This is a genomic window from Proteus penneri (assembly GCF_003144535.1).
Classification (GTDB): Bacteria; Pseudomonadota; Gammaproteobacteria; order Enterobacterales; family Enterobacteriaceae; genus Proteus; species Proteus penneri.
Window position 1 is genome coordinate 262,998 of sequence record NZ_PHFJ01000002.1, and the last position, 22,468, is coordinate 285,465.

Annotated in this window: 17 protein-coding genes; 8 read left to right on the forward strand and 9 right to left on the reverse strand. The window is 36.6% G+C overall.

The features are described from left to right. The first annotated feature begins 83 nt into the window (after positions 1-83). From lolA to serS, 3 genes are all read left to right on the forward strand, one after another. Positions 84-692: an outer membrane lipoprotein periplasmic chaperone LolA gene (gene lolA, locus CUB63_RS04225; RefSeq protein ID WP_109847524.1), complete on the forward strand. Its 609-nt coding sequence runs from the start codon at positions 84-86 to the stop codon at positions 690-692. A 7-nt stretch (positions 693-699) separates the two neighbouring features. Beyond that, on the forward strand, positions 700-2,049 hold the full coding sequence (locus CUB63_RS04230) for a replication-associated recombination protein A (protein ID WP_109847573.1): 1,350 nt from the start codon (positions 700-702) through the stop codon (positions 2,047-2,049). Between the two features lie 118 nt (positions 2,050-2,167). Further along, a complete protein-coding gene (gene serS, locus CUB63_RS04235; protein WP_072062811.1) occupies positions 2,168-3,457 on the forward strand; it encodes a serine--tRNA ligase in 1,290 nt (429 codons plus the stop codon). 103 nt (positions 3,458-3,560) lie between these two features. Here the strand turns inward: serS and CUB63_RS04240 are convergent, their stop codons facing one another. Then, a complete protein-coding gene (locus CUB63_RS04240) occupies positions 3,561-3,893 on the reverse strand; it encodes a hypothetical protein (RefSeq protein WP_109847525.1) in 333 nt (110 codons plus the stop codon). Positions 3,894-4,278: 385 nt separating this feature from the next. On the opposite strand from CUB63_RS04240, the gene allD reads away from it, so the two are divergent. Further along, a complete protein-coding gene (gene allD, locus CUB63_RS04245; protein WP_109847526.1) occupies positions 4,279-5,328 on the forward strand; it encodes an ureidoglycolate dehydrogenase in 1,050 nt (349 codons plus the stop codon). 83 nt (positions 5,329-5,411) lie between these two features. Here allD and CUB63_RS04250 read toward each other — a convergent pair whose 3' ends face one another. The 5 genes from CUB63_RS04250 to ycaO all read right to left on the reverse strand — a co-directional run bounded on the left by CUB63_RS04250 (position 5,412) and on the right by ycaO (position 13,143). Continuing rightward, positions 5,412-6,299: a BPSS1780 family membrane protein gene (locus tag CUB63_RS04250; RefSeq protein WP_072062809.1), complete on the reverse strand. Its 888-nt coding sequence runs from the start codon at positions 6,297-6,299 to the stop codon at positions 5,412-5,414. Between the two features lie 372 nt (positions 6,300-6,671). Beyond that, positions 6,672-7,412, reverse strand: coding sequence for a pyruvate formate lyase 1-activating protein (gene pflA / locus CUB63_RS04255; protein WP_023581312.1), 741 nt, complete (start codon positions 7,410-7,412; stop codon positions 6,672-6,674). Between the two features lie 109 nt (positions 7,413-7,521). After that, on the reverse strand, positions 7,522-9,804 hold the full coding sequence (gene pflB, locus CUB63_RS04260) for a formate C-acetyltransferase (protein WP_109400828.1): 2,283 nt from the start codon (positions 9,802-9,804) through the stop codon (positions 7,522-7,524). A 54-nt stretch (positions 9,805-9,858) separates the two neighbouring features. Continuing rightward, on the reverse strand, positions 9,859-10,713 hold the full coding sequence (gene focA, locus CUB63_RS04265) for a formate transporter FocA (RefSeq protein ID WP_072062807.1): 855 nt from the start codon (positions 10,711-10,713) through the stop codon (positions 9,859-9,861). 672 nt (positions 10,714-11,385) lie between these two features. After that, entirely contained in the window at positions 11,386-13,143 is a 1,758-nt protein-coding gene (gene ycaO / locus CUB63_RS04270; protein WP_109847527.1) for a 30S ribosomal protein S12 methylthiotransferase accessory factor YcaO, read from the reverse strand. Positions 13,144-13,371: 228 nt separating this feature from the next. Between ycaO and ansB the strand changes: the two genes are divergently transcribed. Then, on the forward strand, positions 13,372-14,409 hold the full coding sequence (ansB, locus tag CUB63_RS04275) for an L-asparaginase 2 (protein ID WP_109847528.1): 1,038 nt from the start codon (positions 13,372-13,374) through the stop codon (positions 14,407-14,409). 82 nt (positions 14,410-14,491) lie between these two features. On the opposite strand, the gene CUB63_RS04280 is transcribed toward ansB, so the two are convergent. The 3 genes from CUB63_RS04280 to CUB63_RS04290 form a co-directional block, all read right to left on the reverse strand. Further along, complete coding sequence (locus CUB63_RS04280) at positions 14,492-15,754, reverse strand: two-partner secretion domain-containing protein (protein WP_109847529.1); 1,263 nt, start codon at positions 15,752-15,754, stop codon at positions 14,492-14,494. A gap of 137 nt (positions 15,755-15,891) precedes the next feature. Further along, on the reverse strand, positions 15,892-17,112 hold the full coding sequence (locus CUB63_RS04285) for a two-partner secretion domain-containing protein (protein WP_109847530.1): 1,221 nt from the start codon (positions 17,110-17,112) through the stop codon (positions 15,892-15,894). 130 nt (positions 17,113-17,242) lie between these two features. Then, positions 17,243-18,670, reverse strand: a complete 1,428-nt coding sequence (locus tag CUB63_RS04290; RefSeq protein ID WP_109847531.1) for an MFS transporter — start codon at positions 18,668-18,670, stop codon at positions 17,243-17,245. Between the two features lie 136 nt (positions 18,671-18,806). Between CUB63_RS04290 and serC the strand changes: the two genes are divergently transcribed. The 3 genes from serC to cmk all read left to right on the forward strand — a co-directional run bounded on the left by serC (position 18,807) and on the right by cmk (position 22,368). After that, positions 18,807-19,895, forward strand: coding sequence for a 3-phosphoserine/phosphohydroxythreonine transaminase (serC, locus tag CUB63_RS04295; protein ID WP_006537426.1), 1,089 nt, complete (start codon positions 18,807-18,809; stop codon positions 19,893-19,895). Between the two features lie 200 nt (positions 19,896-20,095). Further along, on the forward strand, positions 20,096-21,382 hold the full coding sequence (gene aroA, locus CUB63_RS04300; RefSeq protein ID WP_109847532.1) for a 3-phosphoshikimate 1-carboxyvinyltransferase: 1,287 nt from the start codon (positions 20,096-20,098) through the stop codon (positions 21,380-21,382). 311 nt (positions 21,383-21,693) lie between these two features. After that, positions 21,694-22,368: a (d)CMP kinase gene (gene cmk / locus CUB63_RS04305; RefSeq protein WP_006537422.1), complete on the forward strand. Its 675-nt coding sequence runs from the start codon at positions 21,694-21,696 to the stop codon at positions 22,366-22,368. The last annotated feature ends 100 nt before the right edge of the window (positions 22,369-22,468 follow it).

Here is a 22,468-nt window from a genome sequence, read left to right on the forward strand (position 1 = left end):
AGATAGCATGATAATCTGCACAATATCATTAAAATTTATACGCCGACATTATGTCGGCGTAATCTCATGCCGAGGCTTGTAAAATGAAAAAAGTATTATTTGCAGTGTGTGCGATAACATTAATCAGTAGTCAAGCCGCTTGGGCTGATGCACGTCAAGACCTGCAACAACGATTAAATAAAGTAAATAGTTTTCAAGCTAACTTTAGCCAAACTGTCACTAGCAATGAAGGTACCCTTATTCAAAAAGGGGAAGGAAATTTAAAAGTACAACGCCCTGATTTGTTTAATTGGCAAATGACTGCGCCGGATGAAAGCACACTGATTTCTGATGGCAAAACATTATGGTTTTATAATCCCTTTGTGGAGCAAGTTACTGCAACTTGGCTTGAAAGTGCCACAACCAATACTCCGTTTATGTTGATCGCGCGTAACGACAGTAAAGAATGGCAAAATTATGAAGTTAAACAAACGGGTGACTGTTTTGAGCTAACGCCAAAAGTAGAAAATAACTTAAAACATTTTACGATCACCGTGTTACCTAATGGGCAAATCCAGCAATTTGCTGCCACAGAACAGGATGGTCAGGTGAGTAATTATCAATTAACAGCTCAAACGGCTGCGCCAATCGATGCATCAGCATTTCGCTTTACACCTCCTGCTGGTGTGACTGTGGATGACCAACGTCAGTGAGGACATTTTGAGTAATTTATCACTCGATTTTTCACGCAATGAGTTCCAACCTTTAGCCGCAAGAATGCGACCTGAAACGCTGGAGCAATATATCGGACAAACTCATTTACTTGCTGAAGGTAAACCATTACCTCGAGCGATTAAAGCGGGTCAATTGCATTCCATGATCTTATGGGGGCCTCCTGGTACGGGTAAAACCACACTTGCTGAGATCATTGGCCGCTATGCGCAAGCTGATATAGAACGATTATCTGCGGTAACATCGGGTATTAAAGAAATTAGAGAGTCTATTGAAATTGCGCGCCAAAACCGCAATGCAGGGCGTAGAACTATCCTGTTTGTTGATGAAGTCCATCGTTTTAATAAGAGTCAACAAGATGCTTTTTTACCTCATATTGAAGATGGCACAATCACTTTTATTGGCGCAACAACAGAAAATCCCTCTTTTGAACTCAACTCAGCCTTGCTCTCTAGGGCGAGAGTTTATCTATTACGCTCATTGACTGAAGCTGATATTGAGTTAGTACTTCAACAAGCATTAGATGATACTGAACGTGGTTTAGGTGGGCGCAATATCATTTTACCTAATGACACTCGTAAAATGATTGCACAATTGGTTAATGGTGATGCACGTCGTTCATTAAATTTGCTTGAAATGATGGCGGATATTGCTGAAGTTGATAATCAAGGAAAACGAGTATTAACACCCGCATTACTGACAGAAATCAGTGGTGAACGAAGTGCTCGTTTTGATAATAAAGGTGATCGTTTTTACGATCTTATTTCGGCATTACATAAATCAGTCAGGGGGTCCGCACCTGATGCGGCTCTTTACTGGTATGCAAGGATCATAACAGCAGGTGGCGATCCGCTTTATGTTGCTCGTCGCTTATTGGCGATTGCATCAGAAGATGTAGGAAACGCCGATCCTCGTGCTATGCAAGTGGCAATTGCTGCATGGGATTGTTTTACTCGTGTTGGTCCTGCAGAAGGTGAGCGTGCTATTGCTCAAGCAATTGTATATCTGGCTTGTGCACCAAAAAGTAATGCGGTTTATACCGCATTTAAAGCCGCTATTGCCGATGCCAAAAGTAAACCTGATTATGATGTGCCTGAGCATTTGCGTAATGCACCAACAAAATTAATGAAAGAAATGGGGCTTGGTGCTGAATATCGTTATGCGCATGATGAGCCTAATGCTTATGCAGCCGGAGAGGTTTATTTCCCTAAAGAAATGGCAAATACACAATACTATTACCCCGTAAAAAGAGGGTTAGAGATCAAGGTTGGAGAGAAATTAGACTGGCTTTCTCAGCAAGATCAAAATAGTGTTACAAAACGCTATCGCAAAATGTAAAGATGCGGTAAGGTTATTAAATTATCATTAATTTCTTAACTATGCCTTGTCTCAGATATCTTTTTTATAAGATAGGAGAGAAGGTTTTTATTAATCTATCAATAAGCACAGGATAAGCATGCTCGATCCAAATCTACTGCGTAATGAGCTAGACGCGGTCGCCGAAAAACTGGCTCGCAGGGGGTTCACCCTCGATGTGGAAAAAATTCGTCAACAAGAAGAACGCCGTAAGGTGTTACAGGTTGAAACTGAATCCCTGCAAGCAGAACGTAATTCTCGATCGAAGTCCATTGGTGCGGCAAAAGCGCGTGGTGAAGATATTGAGCCACTTCGTCAGGAAGTTAACCTGTTAGGTGAAAAACTTGAAGTTGCAAAAGCTGAACTTGAAGTGCTGCAAGCTGAAATTCGTGATTATGCTTTAACTATCCCGAATATGCCTGATGACTCTGTGCCAAATGGTAAAGATGACAGCGAAAACGTAGAAGTTTCTCGTTGGGGCACACCAAAGACTTATGATTTTGAATTAAAAGATCATGTGACTTTAGGTGAGTTGACTGATGGTTTAGATTTCGCGTCTGCGGTGAAAATTACGGGTTCACGTTTTGTTGTGATGAAAGGTCAAATTGCACGTTTACATCGTGCTATCACACAATTTATGCTGAATCTGCATACCGAAGAGCACGGCTACCAAGAAATGTATGTTCCTTACTTGGTTAACCACGCAACTCTGTACGGTACAGGTCAGTTACCTAAATTTAGTGAAGACTTATTCCACACTAAACCGTTAGAAGAAGAAGCAGAAAGCCAATACGCGCTTATTCCAACAGCAGAAGTACCTGTTACCAACATGGTAAGAGATGTTATTCTCGAAGAAGACGATTTACCATTGAAAATGACGGCTCATACACCATGCTTCCGTTCAGAAGCAGGCTCTTATGGTCGTGATACTCGTGGTCTTATTCGTATGCACCAATTTGATAAAGTTGAGCTGGTTCAAATTGCTCATCCTGAAAAATCAATGGAAGCATTAGAAGAGCTAACAGGCCATGCTGAAAAAGTGTTGCAATTACTGAATCTACCATATCGTAAAGTTGTGCTTTGCACTGGTGATATCGGTTTTGGTTCACGTAAAACTTACGACTTAGAAGTTTGGGTTCCTGCTCAAAATACATACCGTGAAATCTCTTCATGCTCAAATATGTGGGATTTCCAAGCACGTCGTATGCAAGCTCGTTTCCGCTCTAAAGGTGATAAGAAAACACAACTTGTTCATACCTTAAATGGCTCTGGCTTAGCAGTCGGTCGTACTTTAGTGGCAATTATGGAAAATTATCAAATGGCTGATGGTCGTATTGAAATTCCAGAAGTGTTACGCCCATACATGAACGGTTTAGAGTATATCGGTTAATTATTATCTAATTAATCAAGTAGTAATAATTTAACCCTCTGTTTCGGCAGGGGGTTTTTTGTCTAAATAACTTAAAGGTGATAGAGATAAAATTGTTTAATTATTAATGAGATTTAGATAAAAACGGTAATAGGTCAAAAAATATTTCTATTTTTCTTTCATTTGTCATATTTACAAAGTCATCCATTGCTATTTCTATATAATCAATTGTTTTATTGTGAATAGTAAATTTATACATTAAATGTCCACTCCAACTGCGGTGAACGTAGATACAGTTTCCTATACTATAAGAAAGCCATTTATCTTCCATACAGGTAGGTTGCCAACCGTTTAATATGTTTCTTTCCGCATCTTCAGTTAGAGAATAATTAATATGATGAATTAATGGTGTTTTCTCAAAATATTTTAAATTCTTTAATATTTCTTTATTTAACATGTTTACTCCCAAATTTATAATTATTGCCATAGATTACAGAAAGAAATATAAATGTTCAAAATAAATGTATAAAGCCTAAAGGCTTTAATATAAAAATGAAGCATAATATTTTGCAAAAATAAAAAAGATTATTACTCATAATTTACTATTAAAAAAACTTAATATAATTTAAATATAGTTATAGAGCATAGAATTAATAGATGATTATAAAAATTATTTTACTAAATAAAATGAGATTAAATAAAAATATAATGCAATCAGCTATTGGTTAAACCGATCACGGCAGATCCTATTTATGCTGTTAAATTAGACCTATCGCTTGAATTTACCTCTGTTATTTTATGATATTCCTATTTAATTAGAACCCTACAAAAGAGTATATTCTATGATAGTTTCTAAACAGCAGTTACATCAACTAATAAAAAATAAATTACACCAAGCAGGATTGAGCGAGCCTCATGCTAATACAGTGGCTGATGTTTTAGTCCATGCTGATGCCAAAGGTATTCATTCTCATGGTGCTGTACGTGTAGAGTATTATGCAGAGCGGATCAATAAAGGCGGCACAAATACAGCCCCAGATTTTACTTATACCGAGACAGGGCCATGTAGCGCTATATTTGATGGTGATAATGGTGCTGGGCATGTTGCAGCGAAAGAAGCCATGGAACGCGCAATTAAAATGGCACAGGAGAAGGGGGTTGCCGTTGTTGGTGTAAGACGAATTGGTCATAGTGGAGCGCTGTCTTACTTTGTTGAACAAGCATCACAAGCAGGTCTGATTGGTATTTCGCTATGTCAATCAGACCCAATGGTTGTTCCTTTTGGTGGTGCTGAAGTGTATTACGGCACTAACCCTATCGCTTTTTCAGTTCCCGGAGTAGGCGATAAACATATTACATTTGATATGGCAACAACCGTACAGGCGTGGGGAAAAGTGCTTGATGCACGTTCTCGTCATGCCGAGATCCCTGATACTTGGGCTGTCGATGAAAATGGTAAACCTACGACTGATCCTTTTGCTGTAAAAGGGTTATTGCCTATTGCGGGGCCTAAAGGCTATGGCTTAATGATGATGGTAGACGTGTTGTCTGGTATCTTGCTTGGGCTTCCTTTTGGTAAACATGTCAGTTCGATGTATCACGATTTAACACAAGGGCGAGAATTAGGGCAATTACATATTGTTATTAATCCGGCTTTCTTCACTGATATCACATTATTTAGAGAACATATTTCACAGGTTATGGGGGAGTTAAATGCTATTAAGCCCGCACCGAATGTAGATAAAGTCCTTTATCCTGGTGAAAATAGTCAAATAGAAGAACAGAGGAGTGAAAATGAAGGTATTGAAATTGTCGATGAAATTTATGACTATTTAATATCTGATGTACTTTATAACAAATCGTATAATAATAAAGATCCGTTTGCAGGATAATAAGATTTATTTTAAATAATAAAAAGCAGTAGATGAGATTGCTTCAGTCTACTGCTGTTTTATTTAGGCTGTTAACGCTAAGATTAGCTCACTAATTTTCCAATATTGGATTCAGCGGTTTTATTTAGAGAAATTGTACCATTTCCATTGATACCACCGTTATTTCCTTGATTTCCTACATTATGGTGATAAAAAATATCACGATAGGAGCCATACATCGCAGTGTAAGAGAGGGGAATAGTAATTAATAATCCTAAACCAAATGGAATAACACTAATAGCAATAATAAAGAACAGTAAAATAAAGAAGAAGAAACCACCAGATAAGTTTGTTTTTACTGCTGCAAGGCTCGCTTTAACCGCAGGGAATGCTTTATATCCATTGACTAATACAAGCGCAGGAACAAACCAATAGGCTGCAGTACTTAACGCGCCAAAAATAGCGATAATAACAAAAAACAATATAAATCCAGATGAGTTATCCACCATCATTTCAGCAATGATTTCTTCAGGATAATCGCTATTGATAGCATATAAAATATCCATCATTGCGGCACTGCTAACGATAAATGCAAGAATAAAGCCCACAAGTAAAATTAGGAAACTAATACCATATGCACCCATCAAGCTAAGGTAACGCTTGTTATAAAAACCAAAAAATAAAGTATCAACATCAATACGTTGAGTCTCATATTGTTGATGAGCAATTGCCACGACACCTGCGGCTAATACAGTAGTAACAAAAGGCGAAACGATTGGACCAATTAGCGGAATAAATCCAAGAATGGTTGATATAATAAGGCTAACAATAAAGTAGATAATAATAACGCCTATCCACATCCAAAAACGTTCTTTTATTAAATCCCATCCGAGTCCTAACCAGCGAACACCGCCTGAGGCACCCCTCGCTTGAGGAATAGATGTAAATATCTCTTGCGACTCTGTTAGCGATGAATTATTGTCTTGTTCCATTTCCTGTACCTTAATCCCAATGTTTTTGTTTATAAATATAAGCCATCTATAATATCTTTTTGTTTTGTTATTAATCAACTGTATTAAAGCTAATATAGGTTAAGGATAATCTTATAAGGATATATTTAGATATATCGATAAGTATATTTCATTCTTAATAATAAAAACCAAATAAAAACTAGGTCAGAATCATTAATTCTATGAAAAGTATACTATTTCTTAATAATCACTTTTAAGATTAGGCGATGTAAAATGAAAGGCATGAAGAAAAATGAAAAACAGGCTTTTTAGTATCAATATGACTTTACGTTATAAACAAAAAAAGCAGCGCTTAAAAACGCTGCCTCTTAAATTAATATTAAATTGAATAGCTTAATAGATAACTTTATGACCGTAAGATTCAAGAATTGATTTTACATTTTCCATCGTCTCTTTTGACGGTGGATGAATACCATCTAGTTTGTATTCTTCGCCTAAAGCTACCCATTTATGTTTGCCGAGCTCGTGGTAAGGAAGAAGTTCTACTTTTTCGATATTTTTCATATCTTTAATAAATTCGCCTAACCGATGAGCAGAATCATCATCGTCAGACCAACCCGGAACAACTACATAACGAACCCATGTTTTTTGGCCTCGTTTTGCTAAATAACGAGCAAATTCAAGTGTGCGTTGATTTGATACGCCCACTAATTTTTGGTGAATTTCATCATTGACTTGTTTTAGGTCGAGCATCACCAAGTCAGTGGCATCCATTAATTCATCAATAACGGGATCATAACGACGAACAAAGCCGTTAGTATCTAAGCAAGTATGGATATTTTCTTTTTGACATGCGCGGAACCAATCGCGCACAAACTCTGCTTGCAAAATCGCTTCGCCACCAGAAGCAGTAACACCGCCGCCAGAAGCATTCATAAAATGACGGTAGGTAACTGCCTCTTTCATTAGTTCATCAACTGTGACGATTTGCCCACCATGAGTATCCCATGTGTCACGGTTGTGACAATAGAGGCATCTCATTAAGCATCCTTGAAAGAAAACAATGAAACGTATTCCGGGACCGTCAACAGTACCGCAGGATTCAAATGAGTGGATACGACCAAGTACGGACATAACAGGGTTACTCCAAAACTGTCTAGATAAAAAGGCCCCAAAGTAGGGGCCTTTATTCTAAGCGATTTTATCTACTTTCTCAGTAAATAAATGCATATAGTTATCTTTATTACATTGTTTGTGTGAATGTACGGGTGATAACGTCTTGCTGTTGCTCTTTAGTCAGTGAGTTAAAGCGAACTGCATAACCAGAAACACGGATAGTTAACTGAGGATATTTCTCAGGATCTTCCATTGCTTCTAACAGCATTTCACGGTTCATGACGTTAACGTTCAGATGCTGACCACCTTCAATGCCGGCTTCGTGGTGGAAATAACCATCCATCAGACCTGCAAGGTTCGCTTTACGAACATCATCATCTTTACCTAATGCATTAGGTACGATTGAGAAGGTGTAAGAAATACCATCTTTCGCATAAGCAAATGGTAGTTTCGCAACAGAAGTCAGAGAAGCTACCGCACCTTTTTGGTCACGACCGTGCATTGGGTTAGCACCTGGTCCGAATGGTGCGCCTGCACGACGACCGTCTGGGGTATTACCTGTTTTCTTACCATAAACAACGTTTGAAGTAATTGTCAGAATAGACTGTGTAGGTACCGCATTACGGTATGTACGCAGTTTCTGAATTTTTTTCATGAAACGTTCAACTAAGTCACAAGCGATGTCATCTACACGAGAATCGTTGTTACCGAATTGTGGATATTCGCCATCAATTTTGAAGTCAACCGCTAAGCCGTTTTCATCACGGACTGGAGAAACTTTCGCATATTTGATTGCAGACAGTGAGTCAGCAGCAACAGATAGGCCTGCGATACCACATGCCATTGTACGATAAACATCACGATCATGAAGTGCCATCAGAGCTGCTTCATAGCTGTATTTATCGTGCATGTAGTGGATAACGTTCAGTGCAGTTACATACTGAGTTGCTAACCAATCCATAAAGTGATCCATTTGATTCATCACAGTATCGAAGTCTAAGACTTCATCCATGATTGGTGCATGTTTTGGACCTACTTGGATTTTCAGTTTTTCATCAACACCACCGTTGATGGTATACAGTAAGGTTTTCGCTAAGTTTGCACGAGCACCGAAGAACTGCATTTGTTTACCCACAACCATTGGGCTAACACAACAAGCGATAGCATAGTCATCACTGTTGAAGTCAGGACGCATTAAGTCATCATTTTCATACTGGATTGATGACGTATCGATAGAGACTTTCGCCGCGTATTTTTTGAAGTTGATAGGCAGTTGTTCAGACCACAGGATGGTCATGTTTGGTTCTGGAGATGGACCCATTGTGTACAGGGTATTTAAGAAACGGAAAGTATTCTTAGTTACCAGAGTACGGCCATCTAAGCCCATACCAGCTAAAGATTCTGTTGCCCAGATTGGGTCACCAGAGAACAGCTCATCATATTCAGGAGTACGTAAGAAACGAACCATACGTAATTTCATGACTAAGTGGTCAATTAATTCCTGAGCTTGTTCTTCTGTCAGTAAACCCGCTTCAATATCACGTTGGATGTAGATATCTAAGAATGTAGATACACGACCAAATGACATTGCAGCACCGTTTTGAGATTTAACAGCGGCTAAGTAACCGAAGTAAGTCCATTGTACTGCTTCTTTCGCGTTTTGAGCAGGGCGAGAAATATCGTAACCGTATTTCGCAGCCATTTCTTGGATTTGACCTAAAGCAGCGTGCTGCTCTGCGATTTCTTCACGCAGTTGGATAGTCATTTCCAGATCTTCGCCTTTTTCCATTCTTTCTTGTAAAGAGGTGAATTGGGCAAATTTATCTTTACGCAGGAACTCAATACCGTACAGTGCAACACGACGGTAGTCACCGATGATACGACCACGGCCATATGCATCTGGTAAACCTGTTAAGATACCAGATTTACGGCATTTCAGGATGTCTGGAGTATAAACATCGAAAACGCCTTGGTTGTGAGTTTTACGGTAATCAGTAAAGATTTTTTTCAGTTCTGGATCTAGCTCACGGTTATACGCGTGGCAAGAACTTTCAACCATACGGATACCACCGAATGGGATGATTGCACGTTTCAGAGGTGCATCAGTTTGTAAACCTACGATTTGTTCTAAATCTTTAGCGATGTAACCTGCATCGTGAGATGTGATAGTTGAAGCAACAGAAGTATCAAAATCAACTGGCGCATGTGTGCGGTTTTCGATTTTGATGCCTTCCATAACTTGTTCCCAAAGTGTATCAGTTGCTTTAGTGGAACCTGCTAGGAAAGATTCGTCGCCTTCATATGGAGTATAGTTTTTTTGAATAAAGTCACGAACGTTAACGGCGTTCTGCCATTCACCTTCAGAAAAACCTTTCCATGCTTCAGCAAATTTTTCATTTAAATCAGACATGATACTTCTACCTTTTTACAATGGAACTTAAGAAATCAGTCATACCTGCACGGATTAATGTTTGTCACCGCGCAGATGCATTAACCAGTATACCAGACCGACTAGGACTGCCCCGCCAATAATGTTACCGATAGTGACAGGCAATAAATTATCAGAGAGAAAATTTGATACAGTTAAATTTGAAAATTGTTCGGGTGATGCACCTACTTTAGTCCAGAATTCTGCAGGTGCAAAATCTTTAATAACAATACCTAAAGGAATAAGGAACATGTTAGCGATACTGTGCTCAAAACCACTAGCAACGAACATACCGATAGGTAAAATAAGTGCAAAAAGCTTGTCAATCAGCGAACGACCTGCATAGCTCATCCATACTGCAAGACAAACCATTAAGTTAGCTAGAATGCCTAAACAAACAGCTTCAATAAACGTGTGCTCAAGTTTATGCTGTGCAGTTTGTAAAACATTCAACCCCCAAAGCCCATTTGCTGCCATATGCTGACCAGCAAACCACATTAAGGCGACAAAAAAGAGTGCGCCAATAAAGTTACCAAGATAGACATTTATCCAGTTAGCAAACATTTTGCCCCAAGATATACGTCCAGTTGCTTTAGGAATAATAGTAAGAACAGTTGAGGTGAATAAGTCCGCGCCACAAACGACAACGAGCATTAACCCCAGAGAGAAGCAGATCCCACCGACTAATTTAGCCAGCCCAAAAGGAACAGATGCGGTACCTGTAGTAGCAGTAATATAAAAAACAAAAGCAATTGATATAAACATTCCCGCAGTAAATGCAGATAAGTAAGTCGTTGGAATATGTTTATTTGCTTTATAACAACATGCATCATCGGCAACTTTTGCCATATCAGCAGGTGATAATAAATTAAAAGGGCTGTCAGCTTTCATACTAACACTCTCTTATATGTTGGAATAATTATAGCACGCAATAATAGTAGCAAAGGGGCTTACTTCTAAAATTGATATGGATCATGGTCGCTCATTAGAACCCCGTTTTCAGTGCGTAAAAACCCGTTATTTTTGCTATAACTATTTGATTAATAAAATGAAAAAATTTTTTAAAAATTATCAAAAAATTTTAGACTAGCTGGATAAATAAAGTAAAAAGTAAATATAAAGTATTATTTAAACCCCGTATGTTAAGAGTTAAAAATCAAATTTAACGCCTTATTTACTTTTATAATAAATATAAACATTACTTTATTTGTGGTTAATCTTTAAAGATTACTCCAGACATATACCCATTATAAAAATAAGGTTTTTTAATTTTTGAGATCTGGTTAAACAAATAGCAATTTAAACTGGATTTATGTAATATTATTAGCGTAAAAGTTCAATATATGTTTTTGGTGTCATATTAAATGCCTAAAATCGTCACTTTTGCCATATTTTGACAATTTTGTCAGGTGGCAAATTTGTCATATTGACAAATCTGTCAATATTTTATTTTTAGCGAAATAAAACACTCTACTTTTCAATAGAGTGTTTCAATTTAAATACGCGCTTATTATTCAGTTAAAATTAGTTATTATTTGATAAATAACCTTAAGCAAAATAGGTTTATTTAATCGATTGACGTTTTGCTTTCTGTAATTTCTCATAGGCCACAAGTAATGACTGATGAATAGGTAAATTAGCTAAATCAGGATCAATCGTTTGTAATCCGTAAAATGCTTGTTTACCTTGTATTGCGTTTAAGGCTGCCTGTAATGTTTTTTCGCCATACATACGAGAAAACGCGTGCATATATTGTTCTGGTTCACGTTCAGTCTCTTGTTGTAATAATAAGAGATTGTGTAAGCAACGATAATAATTTTGGCGTTCTGGCGTAAATAAAGAAGCGTTGAAATCTTGAGTCCATTCAACCCAAACGAGCGCTTGATCAAGATCACCACCCGCAAGCGCTAACATTGATTTTAATTCGCCTACACGTAAATGGCTCCAACCATTATCTTTGCCTGGAGCAATACCAATCATCTCTCTGATGCGTGTAAAGTCGTCTAAACCATCTTCATCAAATTGACCAATAAGAGAAAGATACTCTTCTTGAGTGCCCTGGCTCGTTGGTAGAGAAAGAATAGTGTCTCGCCAATGTACGCCCATAATGTTATTGGCTAATTGTAAATCTTCAGCGGGATAAATATCTGATAAACCGGGTACTAAAATACGGCAAGCGTAAACACCTAGGTGTGAGTAGTCCATAATATAGACTTCTGCATCGCACTGCTGGCAAAGTGACATTAAGATGTGAAACTCTTCTTCTGTTGTCCCACTGAAGTTCCAATCAACAAATGCATAATCGGCATCTTTCTTAAATAGATCCCAACTAATTAAACCACTTGAATCAATAAAGTGTGTTTCAAGGTTAGTATGATCACCGACTTCTTCATCATCAAAGCTTGGTGGATTAAAGACATCGAGATCTTTAAGGCTACGCCCTTGCAATAATTCAGTGACTGTACGTTCTAAAGCCACACCAAAATCAGGGTGAGCACCAAAAGATGCAAAACAAGTGCCATTTTGTGGGTTGAATAACACGACACAAATAACAGGGAATTGACCTCCTAAAGATGCATCAAAGCTAAAGATTGGAAAACCTTCTTGCTCTAATGTTTCAATCGCCTCAATAACAGCAGGATAGCGAGTTAAAACTTCTTTCGGAATTTCAGGTAAGCTAATTCTTTCAGTGATAATGCGATTTTTTACATAACGTTCAAAAACTTCAGAAAGCCCTTGAACTCGAGCTTCATTTTTTGTATTTCCTGCGGACATACCATTAGAGGCATATAAGTTAGCAATAATGTTTACAGGAATATAAACAGGCTTTTCATCAGATTGGCGTATGAATGGAAGGGCGCAAATCCCGCGATCATGATTACTTGATTGTAAATCAACTAACTCACTACCACATAACTCACCTTCAGGATCATAAAATTTGCGTAAACGCTCATCTAATAAGCCAGCAGGAACAGAATCATCTTCTGCTAGTGGGAACCATTTTTCACTTGGGTAGTGAACAAATTCACCTTCTGCAATATCAGTACCTAGCCAGAAATCAGAGAAAAAATAATTTGTGGAGAGACGTTCGAAATATTCACCTAGTGCGGAGGCTAAGGCTGCTTTTTTGCTGGCACCTTTACCGTTAGTAAAACATAAAGGGCAATCTTTATCGCGAATATGAACGGACCAAACGTTAGGAACAGGGTTTAACCATGAAGCTTCTTCAATGTTAAATCCTAAGTCGGTTAATTTTTGTTGGAAGCGAGCGATAGAATCTTCCAGAGCGGCATCTTTGCCAGGAATAAATGTTTGTGACATGGCAGGTTTCATCAATATTTTGCTGGTGATAGTTAGGGGCACATAATACTGAAATCCCCTGTAATGCACTAATTATTTCTCTCATTTACCAATTGCTAACTATATTCTTCACTTATAAATTATTTGATATATGAATTTTTTTAATAAATTCGTTCGATTTATCACGGAATTAATAATTTTAAATCATCATAATTGGATTTATTTATAAATTCATAAGGGATCAGTTCGATGATGAAAAAAACATTGCTCGCTAGCCTGTTAGCTGTAATCAGTGGTTCTGTTTTTGCCTTACCTAATGTCACCATTTTAGCGACAGGTGGCACAATTGCTGGTGGTGGTGATTCAGCAACGACATCAAGCTATACAGCAGGCAAATTAGGTATTGATACATTGATTAATGCAGTACCTGAGGCTAAAAAAATTGCTAATTTAAAAGGCGAGCAAGTCGTGAATATTGGCTCTCAAGATATGAATGACCAAGTGTGGCTCAAGCTGGCTGATAAAATTAATGTAGATTGTGATAAAACGGACGGCTTTGTGATCACTCATGGTACAGACACCATGGAAGAAACAGCCTATTTCCTTGATTTAACCACAGCATGCAAAAAACCAGTTGTTATGGTAGGGGCAATGCGCCCTGCAACGGCATTAGGTGCTGAAGGCCCTTTAAATCTTTTTAATGCGGTTGTGATTGCAAGTGATAAAGCTTCTGAAAATCGCGGTGTGTTAGTGACCATGAATAATGCGGTTATCAGTGGTAAAGATGTTGTAAAAATGAACACAACTGAAGTACAAGCGTTCCAGCCTATTAACGCAGGTGCTCAAGGCTATGTGCATAATGGTAAGGTTCATTATTATACAGCAGCATTACCTCGTGCAGATAAGCCTGCATTTGATGTCAGTAAACTGACTGAATTACCAAAAGTGGGTATTGTTTATAACTACTCAAATGCCTCTAATTTACCAGCAAAAGCCTTTATTGATAACGGCTACAAAGGTATTGTCAGTGCCGGTGTGGGCAATGGTAATTTATATACTGATATTTTTGACACTTTAGCCGATGGCGCTAAAAAAGGTGTCGTTGTTGTTCGTGCAAGTCGTGTACCAGTTGGTTTTACTACACAAAATGGTGAAGTGGATGATGCAAAATATGGTTTTGTTGCATCAGAGCGCTTAAACCCACAAAAAGCGAGAGTGTTATTGCAGTTATCTTTGACAGAAACACAAGATCCAGCGAAGATCCAAGAAAACTTTGAAAGATATTAATGTTAGTTAGATTTTTTAGTTTTTAACGTTAAACCAGAAAATCATCCGTCAATTAATAACGGATGATTTTCTTTATTAAATATTATTTTATTTTGAGTAATTTAGTATAAAGATTGATATCTTGTCTATTATTTTGAATATTATTCATTTTTTTATTTTGAGTATATAATCGGTAAGCCTTGATGGTACCATCATTTACTAGCTGACTATCCTCACTAATATTTAATGTTAAGTTATTCATTGGGAAAACAGTATTTTTAGGTACATTCCCTATATATATACTACTATATTTACTGTCAGCCTTGTTAAGGCCAAGCCAATATTGCATTCCAATAGTTCCATTAGCTAAATTATTAAAGAAAGAATGGTTTTGGATAGTTAAATATCCACCCTTGGCTAGGATATATCCATGATTATTAAATGTTGTTTTGTTTAGATTCACTTGAATTGCTTTTCTACTACTATTAGTACTTTCTAAAGAACCATAATTATCAATAGTCGTATCAGAGGCATTGATAATGATATTTTTATAAGAAGTCAAGCCTTGTTTTCTAGGATCACCATTCTTATCACCTAATATGATCTTATTGGGTAAATAATATCTAAGCTCTCTTGTACGCATACCATTTTCTAAAATATTAATATCTTTTTTTATCATTACTTTTCTTTCCCCAGAATAAATATTTATATCTCCTTTAGAAGATATAAATCCTTTTTCTAAATTAATGTTATTAGAGATGATATTAATATTATTAAAGGAATTATCCGGATGACGGTTATTTTCATTTCTGAATACTATTTTACCTATATGCTTAATTGATTTACCACCAAAAGCTCTATAGTCTAAGGCAGAGATGGATCTTTCTATGCGGTAACCGACTAATTCATCATCATGGATAATGGGCTTTCCGGTTGCCAGTGTTTCAGATAATGTATTAGAAAAACTACAATTATTACACGCAATCCCATTGGGATTAGCAATAACAACATGAGCAGCCTTCCCAGTTATACCAATGTTTCCATCTAATAATGATGTTGTCCCATTAATCACTTCGTTAATAATAAAGTCAGCGGCAACCCCGTTATTATTTAAGATAACTCCGTCTTTCGTTACATGGAATTCATCATATTTATTATAAGAAACACCTTTGGCGTTTTTCGGTGCAATTAATATTTCTGCTTGATTGAGATTAGCTTCATTTGGTTTAATTGTTGTTGAAGAATCTTTATTAATAAAAATCTGAGCAGCATAATGCTTATCATGCTCATAGTTTGGTTGTATTGCTGCCTGGCACATTGATGGTGCGTATATTATTCCTATTATTATTGTATTTCTTAATTTCATATTTTTACCTTTATCTATTGTTCAGAGCTAATTTATCGATGTTGATAAAATAAATAAAGATAGTAATAATTAAATGGTGTTTATTTATAAATTTTGAAAAAGGCTATTTTTAATAGCCTTTAGATTGAATACCAGTATTATTTTATTTTATGAAATTTATCATATAAATTAATTAGAGCATCTTCATTAAAAATATTATGTGTTGATTTATTTAGAGTAAGGTATCGATGTGTTTTTAGTGCGCCTTGATTAGTAAAACTACTACTATTATCTGCGTTGATAGCTATACGATGTAATTTTGAATACATAAAAAAGGGATCTGGGCTATTGTACCATCCATAATCATCAGTGCGTATATTCGCTATTACTCCCGTTGAAGTATTTTTAAAATGTGAATTATTTATTAATTTTATTAAAGAGGAATTTCCAGCTATAACACCATGATTGTTAAAAGTGGATGCATTATTTAGATTAATATTTAATTTATTTGAACTTATAATAGCATGGTTATTTATAGTTGAATTACTTGTGTGTATGTTTATTTTATTTGTAAATAAAATCTCATCCATATTGACTTCATTACCAATAATAATATTTTTACTGATGTATTTTTCTAGCGAACGACTTCCTTTTTCATTATTAATTAAATGAAATTTATTGGTTCCTAGCCTTTGTTCTACGATATTAATTCCGCTATAAATATTGATATTCTGACTGGCATGAATTCTCATGTCAATACTGACATTGTCACTGATAATATTAAGCTTATTAAAATTTGGGTTTAAGTATTTAGTTGGTATGTTTTTATTTTCGCTAAAAATAATTTTCCCAAAATATTTAGTATCTATTCCTTCTTTACTATCAGAATTCAAAGGAGATAAAAAATTAGCCGTGTTGTATGAAATTAAATTATCTTTAGAAGTATCAATATATGCTGTTGCTAAAGTTTCAGATAATGTATTAGAAAAACTACATCCATTACAGCTGATACCATTTGGATTGGCGATAATAACATGGGCAGCATTCCCTTTTACACTAATATTACCTGCTAAATAAGAAGAAGGACCTTTGACGACTTCATTAATAATATATTTTGCTTTTGCTGTTTCATTATTTAATATAATACCGTTTTCATCTACACTAAATTGATTATACTTATTATGTGATATTTTGTTTTTATCACTATCTGCAATTAATATCTCTGCTATATCATCACGATTATTATAATCTCTTACTGTTGCAGATGAGTTTTTTTGAATGGAAATATGGGTGCTATCATCATAGATAGCATAGAGTTTATCATTAGAGTAACATGTTGAAGTAAAGATTGAAGCGATTACTAGTAACTTAAATTTCATGGTTTTTCCTTTTACACCTAATTTTTAAGTTAACTTTATAATTATTATTTATTAAAATAAATATGTGCTGGTGTAAAAGGTTTTTATTTGAAAATTATCCATAAAAATAATAATTATAAGTTTTGATTTATTATTTGTTTTTATTATTTATTACTTTTTTTACAGTAATAAATGCAATAATTGGGGTAACAGAAAAGACAATAAATAACCAATGAGCGGCATTTTGTGCCCCAGCAATCCCACCCGGTTCGGTTAATCCAGCCATATTCACAATAGTGCCTGAAATGGCAGCACCTACGGCGGTTGAAAAAAGTTGTATAGTGGTAATTGAAGTTGCCGCTTTTTGAGCTTCTTGTCCCTGAGAAACGTGTAAAACGCGGGTTAAATAGTGAGGCCATGCCATACCAATTCCGGCACCTGTAAAAAAGAGAGCGATACAAATAATAATAATTTGCCCATAAGGTATTGTTAGAATATTAGAAATAAATAAACCAAGGATCACAATAGCCACAAAATTAATTATTGGGCCAAAACGCATTAATCTCTGAGCAGTAGATTGTTTACTTGATGAAGATATAATGGCAGAGAAAGACCAACCAGCACCAACCAATGCTGCTAAATAACCTGAAAGTAGCGGGGTAATATTATGGATAATTTGTAAAAAATAGGGTACAAAGACTTCTGTTTGTACACTAATTCCTAATAAAGCCATGGTGAGATATATTGGTGCTAACGGTGCAGAAAAAGAAAAGGTTCCTTTAGGAAATAAGCCATCATTTGATTTTTTATCAATATTGACTAACAGTAGAATAAAGCTAAAAGCAAATACAAAAGATAAGGTGTTATATAAAATAACGTTATAAAGACTACCAATAGAAATAGATAATACAGCAAGCATTAATAAAATAAGCTGTTGGTAAGGTAATGGGTTTTTTGCAACGATATTATCGGCATTATTTTCGGTAGGAAGAATAGTAAATAATAAAATAGCGTAAGGAATACCAACAAATAAAATAGACCAAAATGCGCCACGCCAAACATCATATTCAGCAAATATTCCACCTAGTGCAGGGCCTAATAGTGTCGATATCCCCCACATGCTAGACATTAATGCCATAGCTCTAGACCAAAGTGGTTGAGGAAACATGACTCGAACTAAAGAGTAAGCAAGTGCTAGCAACATTCCTCCACCAGCCCCTTGAATAAATCGCCCTAAAAGCAATATTTGCATTGAAGGTGCTGTCGCACAAATAACTGAACCTGTTAAAAAGCAAATTGTGGCAAAAAGATAACTATTGCGAGGTGCAAATACACTCAATAATCGTGAAGTTAATGCAGAAGAGAGAATTGAAGCCAGAATAAAAACGGTGGTGTTCCATGCGTATAAATTAAGCCCACCAATATCACGCACAATTGAAGGTAGCGTTGTGATCGTAATATAGACATTAATGGCGTGTAATGCGACGCCTCCTGCTAAAGCAAGCGATTTTAGACTATTTTTTCCATGAAGAAGCATTCCCCAGCTCGCTTCTTCTTTTTTATTTACACTCCCCGACATAAAACACTCCTAACCATCATTTTTATGTTCTGCATATTATGCGTTAGTTCACAATAATCATTGCGCCAATTTAACGGGAATGATACAACCGATAAAGGTCATTTTGTAAAAACATATTCAGATAGGGTGAATTTGAATGAGTCAGGTATATAACTTTAGTGCAGGCCCGGCTATGTTACCGGCAGAAGTTCTTCGTCGTGCAGAATTGGAATTATGCAACTGGCATGAACTTGGGCGTTCGGTTATGGAGATTAGTCACCGCAGTAAAGAGTTTCTTGAAGTTGCTCATCAGGCAGAACAAGATCTTCGCGATCTTCTCAATGTGCCAGAAAACTACAAAATTCTTTTTTGTCACGGTGGCGCTCGAGGCCATTTTGCTGCTTTACCTCTCAATTTATTGGGTGATAAAGCAAGCGCTGATTATATTGATGGTGGTTACTGGGCTAAAAGTGCAGCCGAAGAAGCTGAAAAATATTGTTCGCCAAATATCATTAAAATTAAAACAGAAGTTGATGGCAAAATTGGTGTTAAGCCAATGAAAGAGTGGCAATTAAGTACCGATGCTGCTTATGTACATTATTGCCCAAATGAAACTATTGATGGTATTGCCATTCATGAAGAGCCAGATTTTGATGACAGCAAAATTGTTATTGCTGACTATTCATCTTCTATTTTATCTCAACCAATAGATGTTAGCCGTTTTGGTGTTATCTATGCAGGTGCACAAAAAAATATTGGCCCTGCGGGTCTAACCATCGTTATTATTCGTGAAGATCTATTAGGTAAAGCGCGTAAAGAAACACCTTCTGTGTTTGATTACACAGTGCTTGCTGAAAATGATTCCATGTTTAATACACCACCTACCTTTGCTTGGTATTTATCAGGCATGGTCTTTAAATGGCTAAAAGAGCAAGGTGGCTTGCAAGAAATGGCAAAACGTAACTATGAAAAAGCGACGCTTCTTTATAGCGCAATTGATAATAGTGATTTCTATATCAATCGTATTGCTACAGAAAATCGTTCACTAATGAATGTACCTTTCCAAATGTCTTCCCCTGAATTAGATTCAGTCTTCTTAAAAGAGGCCGAAGCTCAAGGGTTAGTCGCATTAAAAGGCCACCGTGTATCAGGAGGTATGCGTGCATCAATTTATAACGCAATGCCATTAGCTGGTGTTCAAGCATTAGTTGATTTTATGGCTGATTTTGAACGTCGCCACGCATAATTCATACATTATATGTTTAGGAAACCTATGTGAAAGTGGGTTTCCTTTTATCCAAAGATGTTGATAATGACAATCAAATTATCCCTGTACTAAAAAATAAAAATAAATAATAAGTACCTAAGTCGTTTTCTTATTTTTTTTGATTAAACAGCATCCCATCCCATCATATTTTATTTGTTTATCGGAGTTCTTACCTGTTTATGGAATCGTTAACATTACAGCCTATTGCTCATATTGAAGGCACTATTAATTTACCAGGTTCAAAAAGTGTCTCTAATCGTGCGTTATTATTAGCCGCTTTAGCTAAAGGTAATACACGTTTAACTAACCTATTAGATAGTGATGATATTCGTCATATGCTAAATGCATTAAAAACATTAGGTGTGCAGTATCAATTATCAAATAACAATACGGTATGTGATATTGAAGGGCTAGGAGGGGAATTTAACACACATTCACCATTAGAGCTCTTTTTAGGTAATGCAGGTACAGCAATGCGTCCATTGGCAGCCGCATTAAGTTTAGGTTCGCATGATATTATATTGACGGGTGAACCACGAATGAAAGAACGTCCAATTGGGCATTTAGTTGACGCTTTACGCCAAGGTGGCGCGAGTATCGATTATCTTGAACAAACGGACTATCCACCTATTCGTTTACGTGGTGGTTTTAAGGGGGGAAATGTAGAAGTCGATGGCAGTGTTTCAAGCCAATTTTTGACCGCCTTATTAATGACCGCTCCATTAGCTGAGCAAGATACAACGATTACAATTAAAGGTGAGTTAGTATCTAAACCGTATATCGATATTACCTTAGCGTTAATCAATACTTTTGGTGGGAAAATTGAAAACCAAGACTACCAACGCTTTGTTATAAAAGGTGGTCAGCAATATCAATCTCCAGAAAAATACCTTGTAGAAGGTGATGCTTCATCTGCTTCTTATTTTTTAGCTGCTGCTGCCATTAAAGGTGGTACTGTACGCGTTACAGGTATCGGTAAAAATAGCTTACAAGGGGACATTCATTTTGCTTCTGTACTTGAAAAAATGGGGGCGAAAGTGCGTTGGGGGGATGACTATATTGAGTGTGAACGTGGAATATTAAAAGGCATTGATATGGATATGAACACTATCCCTGATGCAGCAATGACCATTGCTACCACGGCACTTTTTGCTGAAGGTGAAACCGTTATCCGCAATATTTATAATTGGCGCGTAAAAGAAACTGATCGATTAGCAGCAATGGCAGCAGAGTTACAAAAAGTGGGTGCGATTGTCGAAGAAGGGCACGACTACTTAAAAGTAATACCACCAAAACAGTTAACAACTGCGGATATCGAAACTTATAATGATCACCGCATTGCGATGTGTTTTTCGCTGGTGGCACTTTCAGATACGCCAATCACCATTCTTGATCCAGGATGTACCGCAAAAACCTTTCCTGATTATTTTGAGAAGTTAGAAACACTTTCTCATTGTAATAATTAATGTGAAAATCATTAATTAAAATGAGTTAAAATTAAATCAGTTAAATCGGCCGTATTGGATTTTTTAAAGAATAATATGGCCGATTTTTATTGTAATTAAACTAATTTTTCTAAAAAACTCGCTATCTCGAAAAAATTATATTAAATAAGACACTTTAGCGCTTATCTGCTTGTTTCTTCCTATACATTGTATGCGTATAATGTCGCGTATACATTAATACTGTTTTTCTCTGTTTGAATACAATGTCTATTATATCAATGCAATAAAAGCATTAAACACAGAAACACAGTGCCCATGAAAAGGAGAAACTCATGGCGGTTATCGTCCCTGTTATAACTGTTGATGGGCCTAGCGGAGCAGGTAAAGGAACATTATGCCAAGCATTAGCAAAAGCATTTGGCTGGCACTTACTTGACTCTGGTGCTATTTATCGAGTGTTGGCATTAGCTGCTTTACACCACCATGTTGATATTACTTCTGAAGATGCATTAGTACCTCTAGCAGCAAATTTAGATGTACGTTTTGTTCCTAGTGAGAAGGGTTTAAGTGTTATTCTCGAAGGTGAAGACGTGTCGAATGAAATTCGTACGGAAACAGTTGGGAACACGGCCTCACAAGCAGCAACGTTTCCTCGTGTAAGAGAAGCATTATTGCGTCGTCAGCGAGCATTTCGTACAGAACCTGGTCTTATTGCCGATGGGCGAGATATGGGAACGATAGTTTTCCCTGATGCTCAAGTGAAAATTTTTCTTGAAGCTAGCGCAGAGGAACGAGCACGTCGTCGCATGTTACAGTTGCAGGAAAAAGGCTTTAATGTTAACTTTGAACGCCTTTTATCCGAGATAAAAGAACGCGATCACCGTGATCGGAATCGCGCAGTTGCGCCACTTGTTGCAGCGAAAGATGCATTAATTCTCGATTCTACAAGTTTGTCTATCGACGAAGTTATTGAAAAATCGTTAACTTATGCTAAAAAAAATCTGTAATTATCAGCGTAATTAATTTTTATTTCGTTTATACTAGGTAATTATCAAAATCGGGTTGACGTGTTAATGAAAACACAACAATGCCCGATGACCTTGTCAC

Excerpts from the sequence above, each read along its gene's own strand:
- lolA (WP_109847524.1), top strand. The coding sequence starts at position 84 with ATGAAAAAAGTATTATTTGCAGTGTGTGCGATAACATTAATCAGTAGT.
- serS (WP_072062811.1), top strand. The coding sequence starts at position 2,168 with ATGCTCGATCCAAATCTACTGCGTAATGAGCTAGACGCGGTCGCCGAA.
- CUB63_RS04240 (WP_109847525.1), bottom strand. The coding sequence starts at position 3,893 with ATGTTAAATAAAGAAATATTAAAGAATTTAAAATATTTTGAGAAAACA.
- allD (WP_109847526.1), top strand. The coding sequence starts at position 4,279 with ATGATAGTTTCTAAACAGCAGTTACATCAACTAATAAAAAATAAATTA.
- CUB63_RS04250 (WP_072062809.1), bottom strand. The coding sequence starts at position 6,299 with ATGGAACAAGACAATAATTCATCGCTAACAGAGTCGCAAGAGATATTT.
- pflA (WP_023581312.1), bottom strand. The coding sequence starts at position 7,412 with ATGTCCGTACTTGGTCGTATCCACTCATTTGAATCCTGCGGTACTGTT.
- pflB (WP_109400828.1), bottom strand. The coding sequence starts at position 9,804 with ATGTCTGATTTAAATGAAAAATTTGCTGAAGCATGGAAAGGTTTTTCT.
- focA (WP_072062807.1), bottom strand. The coding sequence starts at position 10,713 with ATGAAAGCTGACAGCCCTTTTAATTTATTATCACCTGCTGATATGGCA.
- ycaO (WP_109847527.1), bottom strand. The coding sequence starts at position 13,143 with ATGTCACAAACATTTATTCCTGGCAAAGATGCCGCTCTGGAAGATTCT.
- ansB (WP_109847528.1), top strand. The coding sequence starts at position 13,372 with ATGATGAAAAAAACATTGCTCGCTAGCCTGTTAGCTGTAATCAGTGGT.
- CUB63_RS04280 (WP_109847529.1), bottom strand. The coding sequence starts at position 15,754 with ATGAAATTAAGAAATACAATAATAATAGGAATAATATACGCACCATCA.
- CUB63_RS04285 (WP_109847530.1), bottom strand. The coding sequence starts at position 17,112 with ATGAAATTTAAGTTACTAGTAATCGCTTCAATCTTTACTTCAACATGT.
- CUB63_RS04290 (WP_109847531.1), bottom strand. The coding sequence starts at position 18,670 with ATGTCGGGGAGTGTAAATAAAAAAGAAGAAGCGAGCTGGGGAATGCTT.
- serC (WP_006537426.1), top strand. The coding sequence starts at position 18,807 with ATGAGTCAGGTATATAACTTTAGTGCAGGCCCGGCTATGTTACCGGCA.
- aroA (WP_109847532.1), top strand. The coding sequence starts at position 20,096 with ATGGAATCGTTAACATTACAGCCTATTGCTCATATTGAAGGCACTATT.
- cmk (WP_006537422.1), top strand. The coding sequence starts at position 21,694 with ATGGCGGTTATCGTCCCTGTTATAACTGTTGATGGGCCTAGCGGAGCA.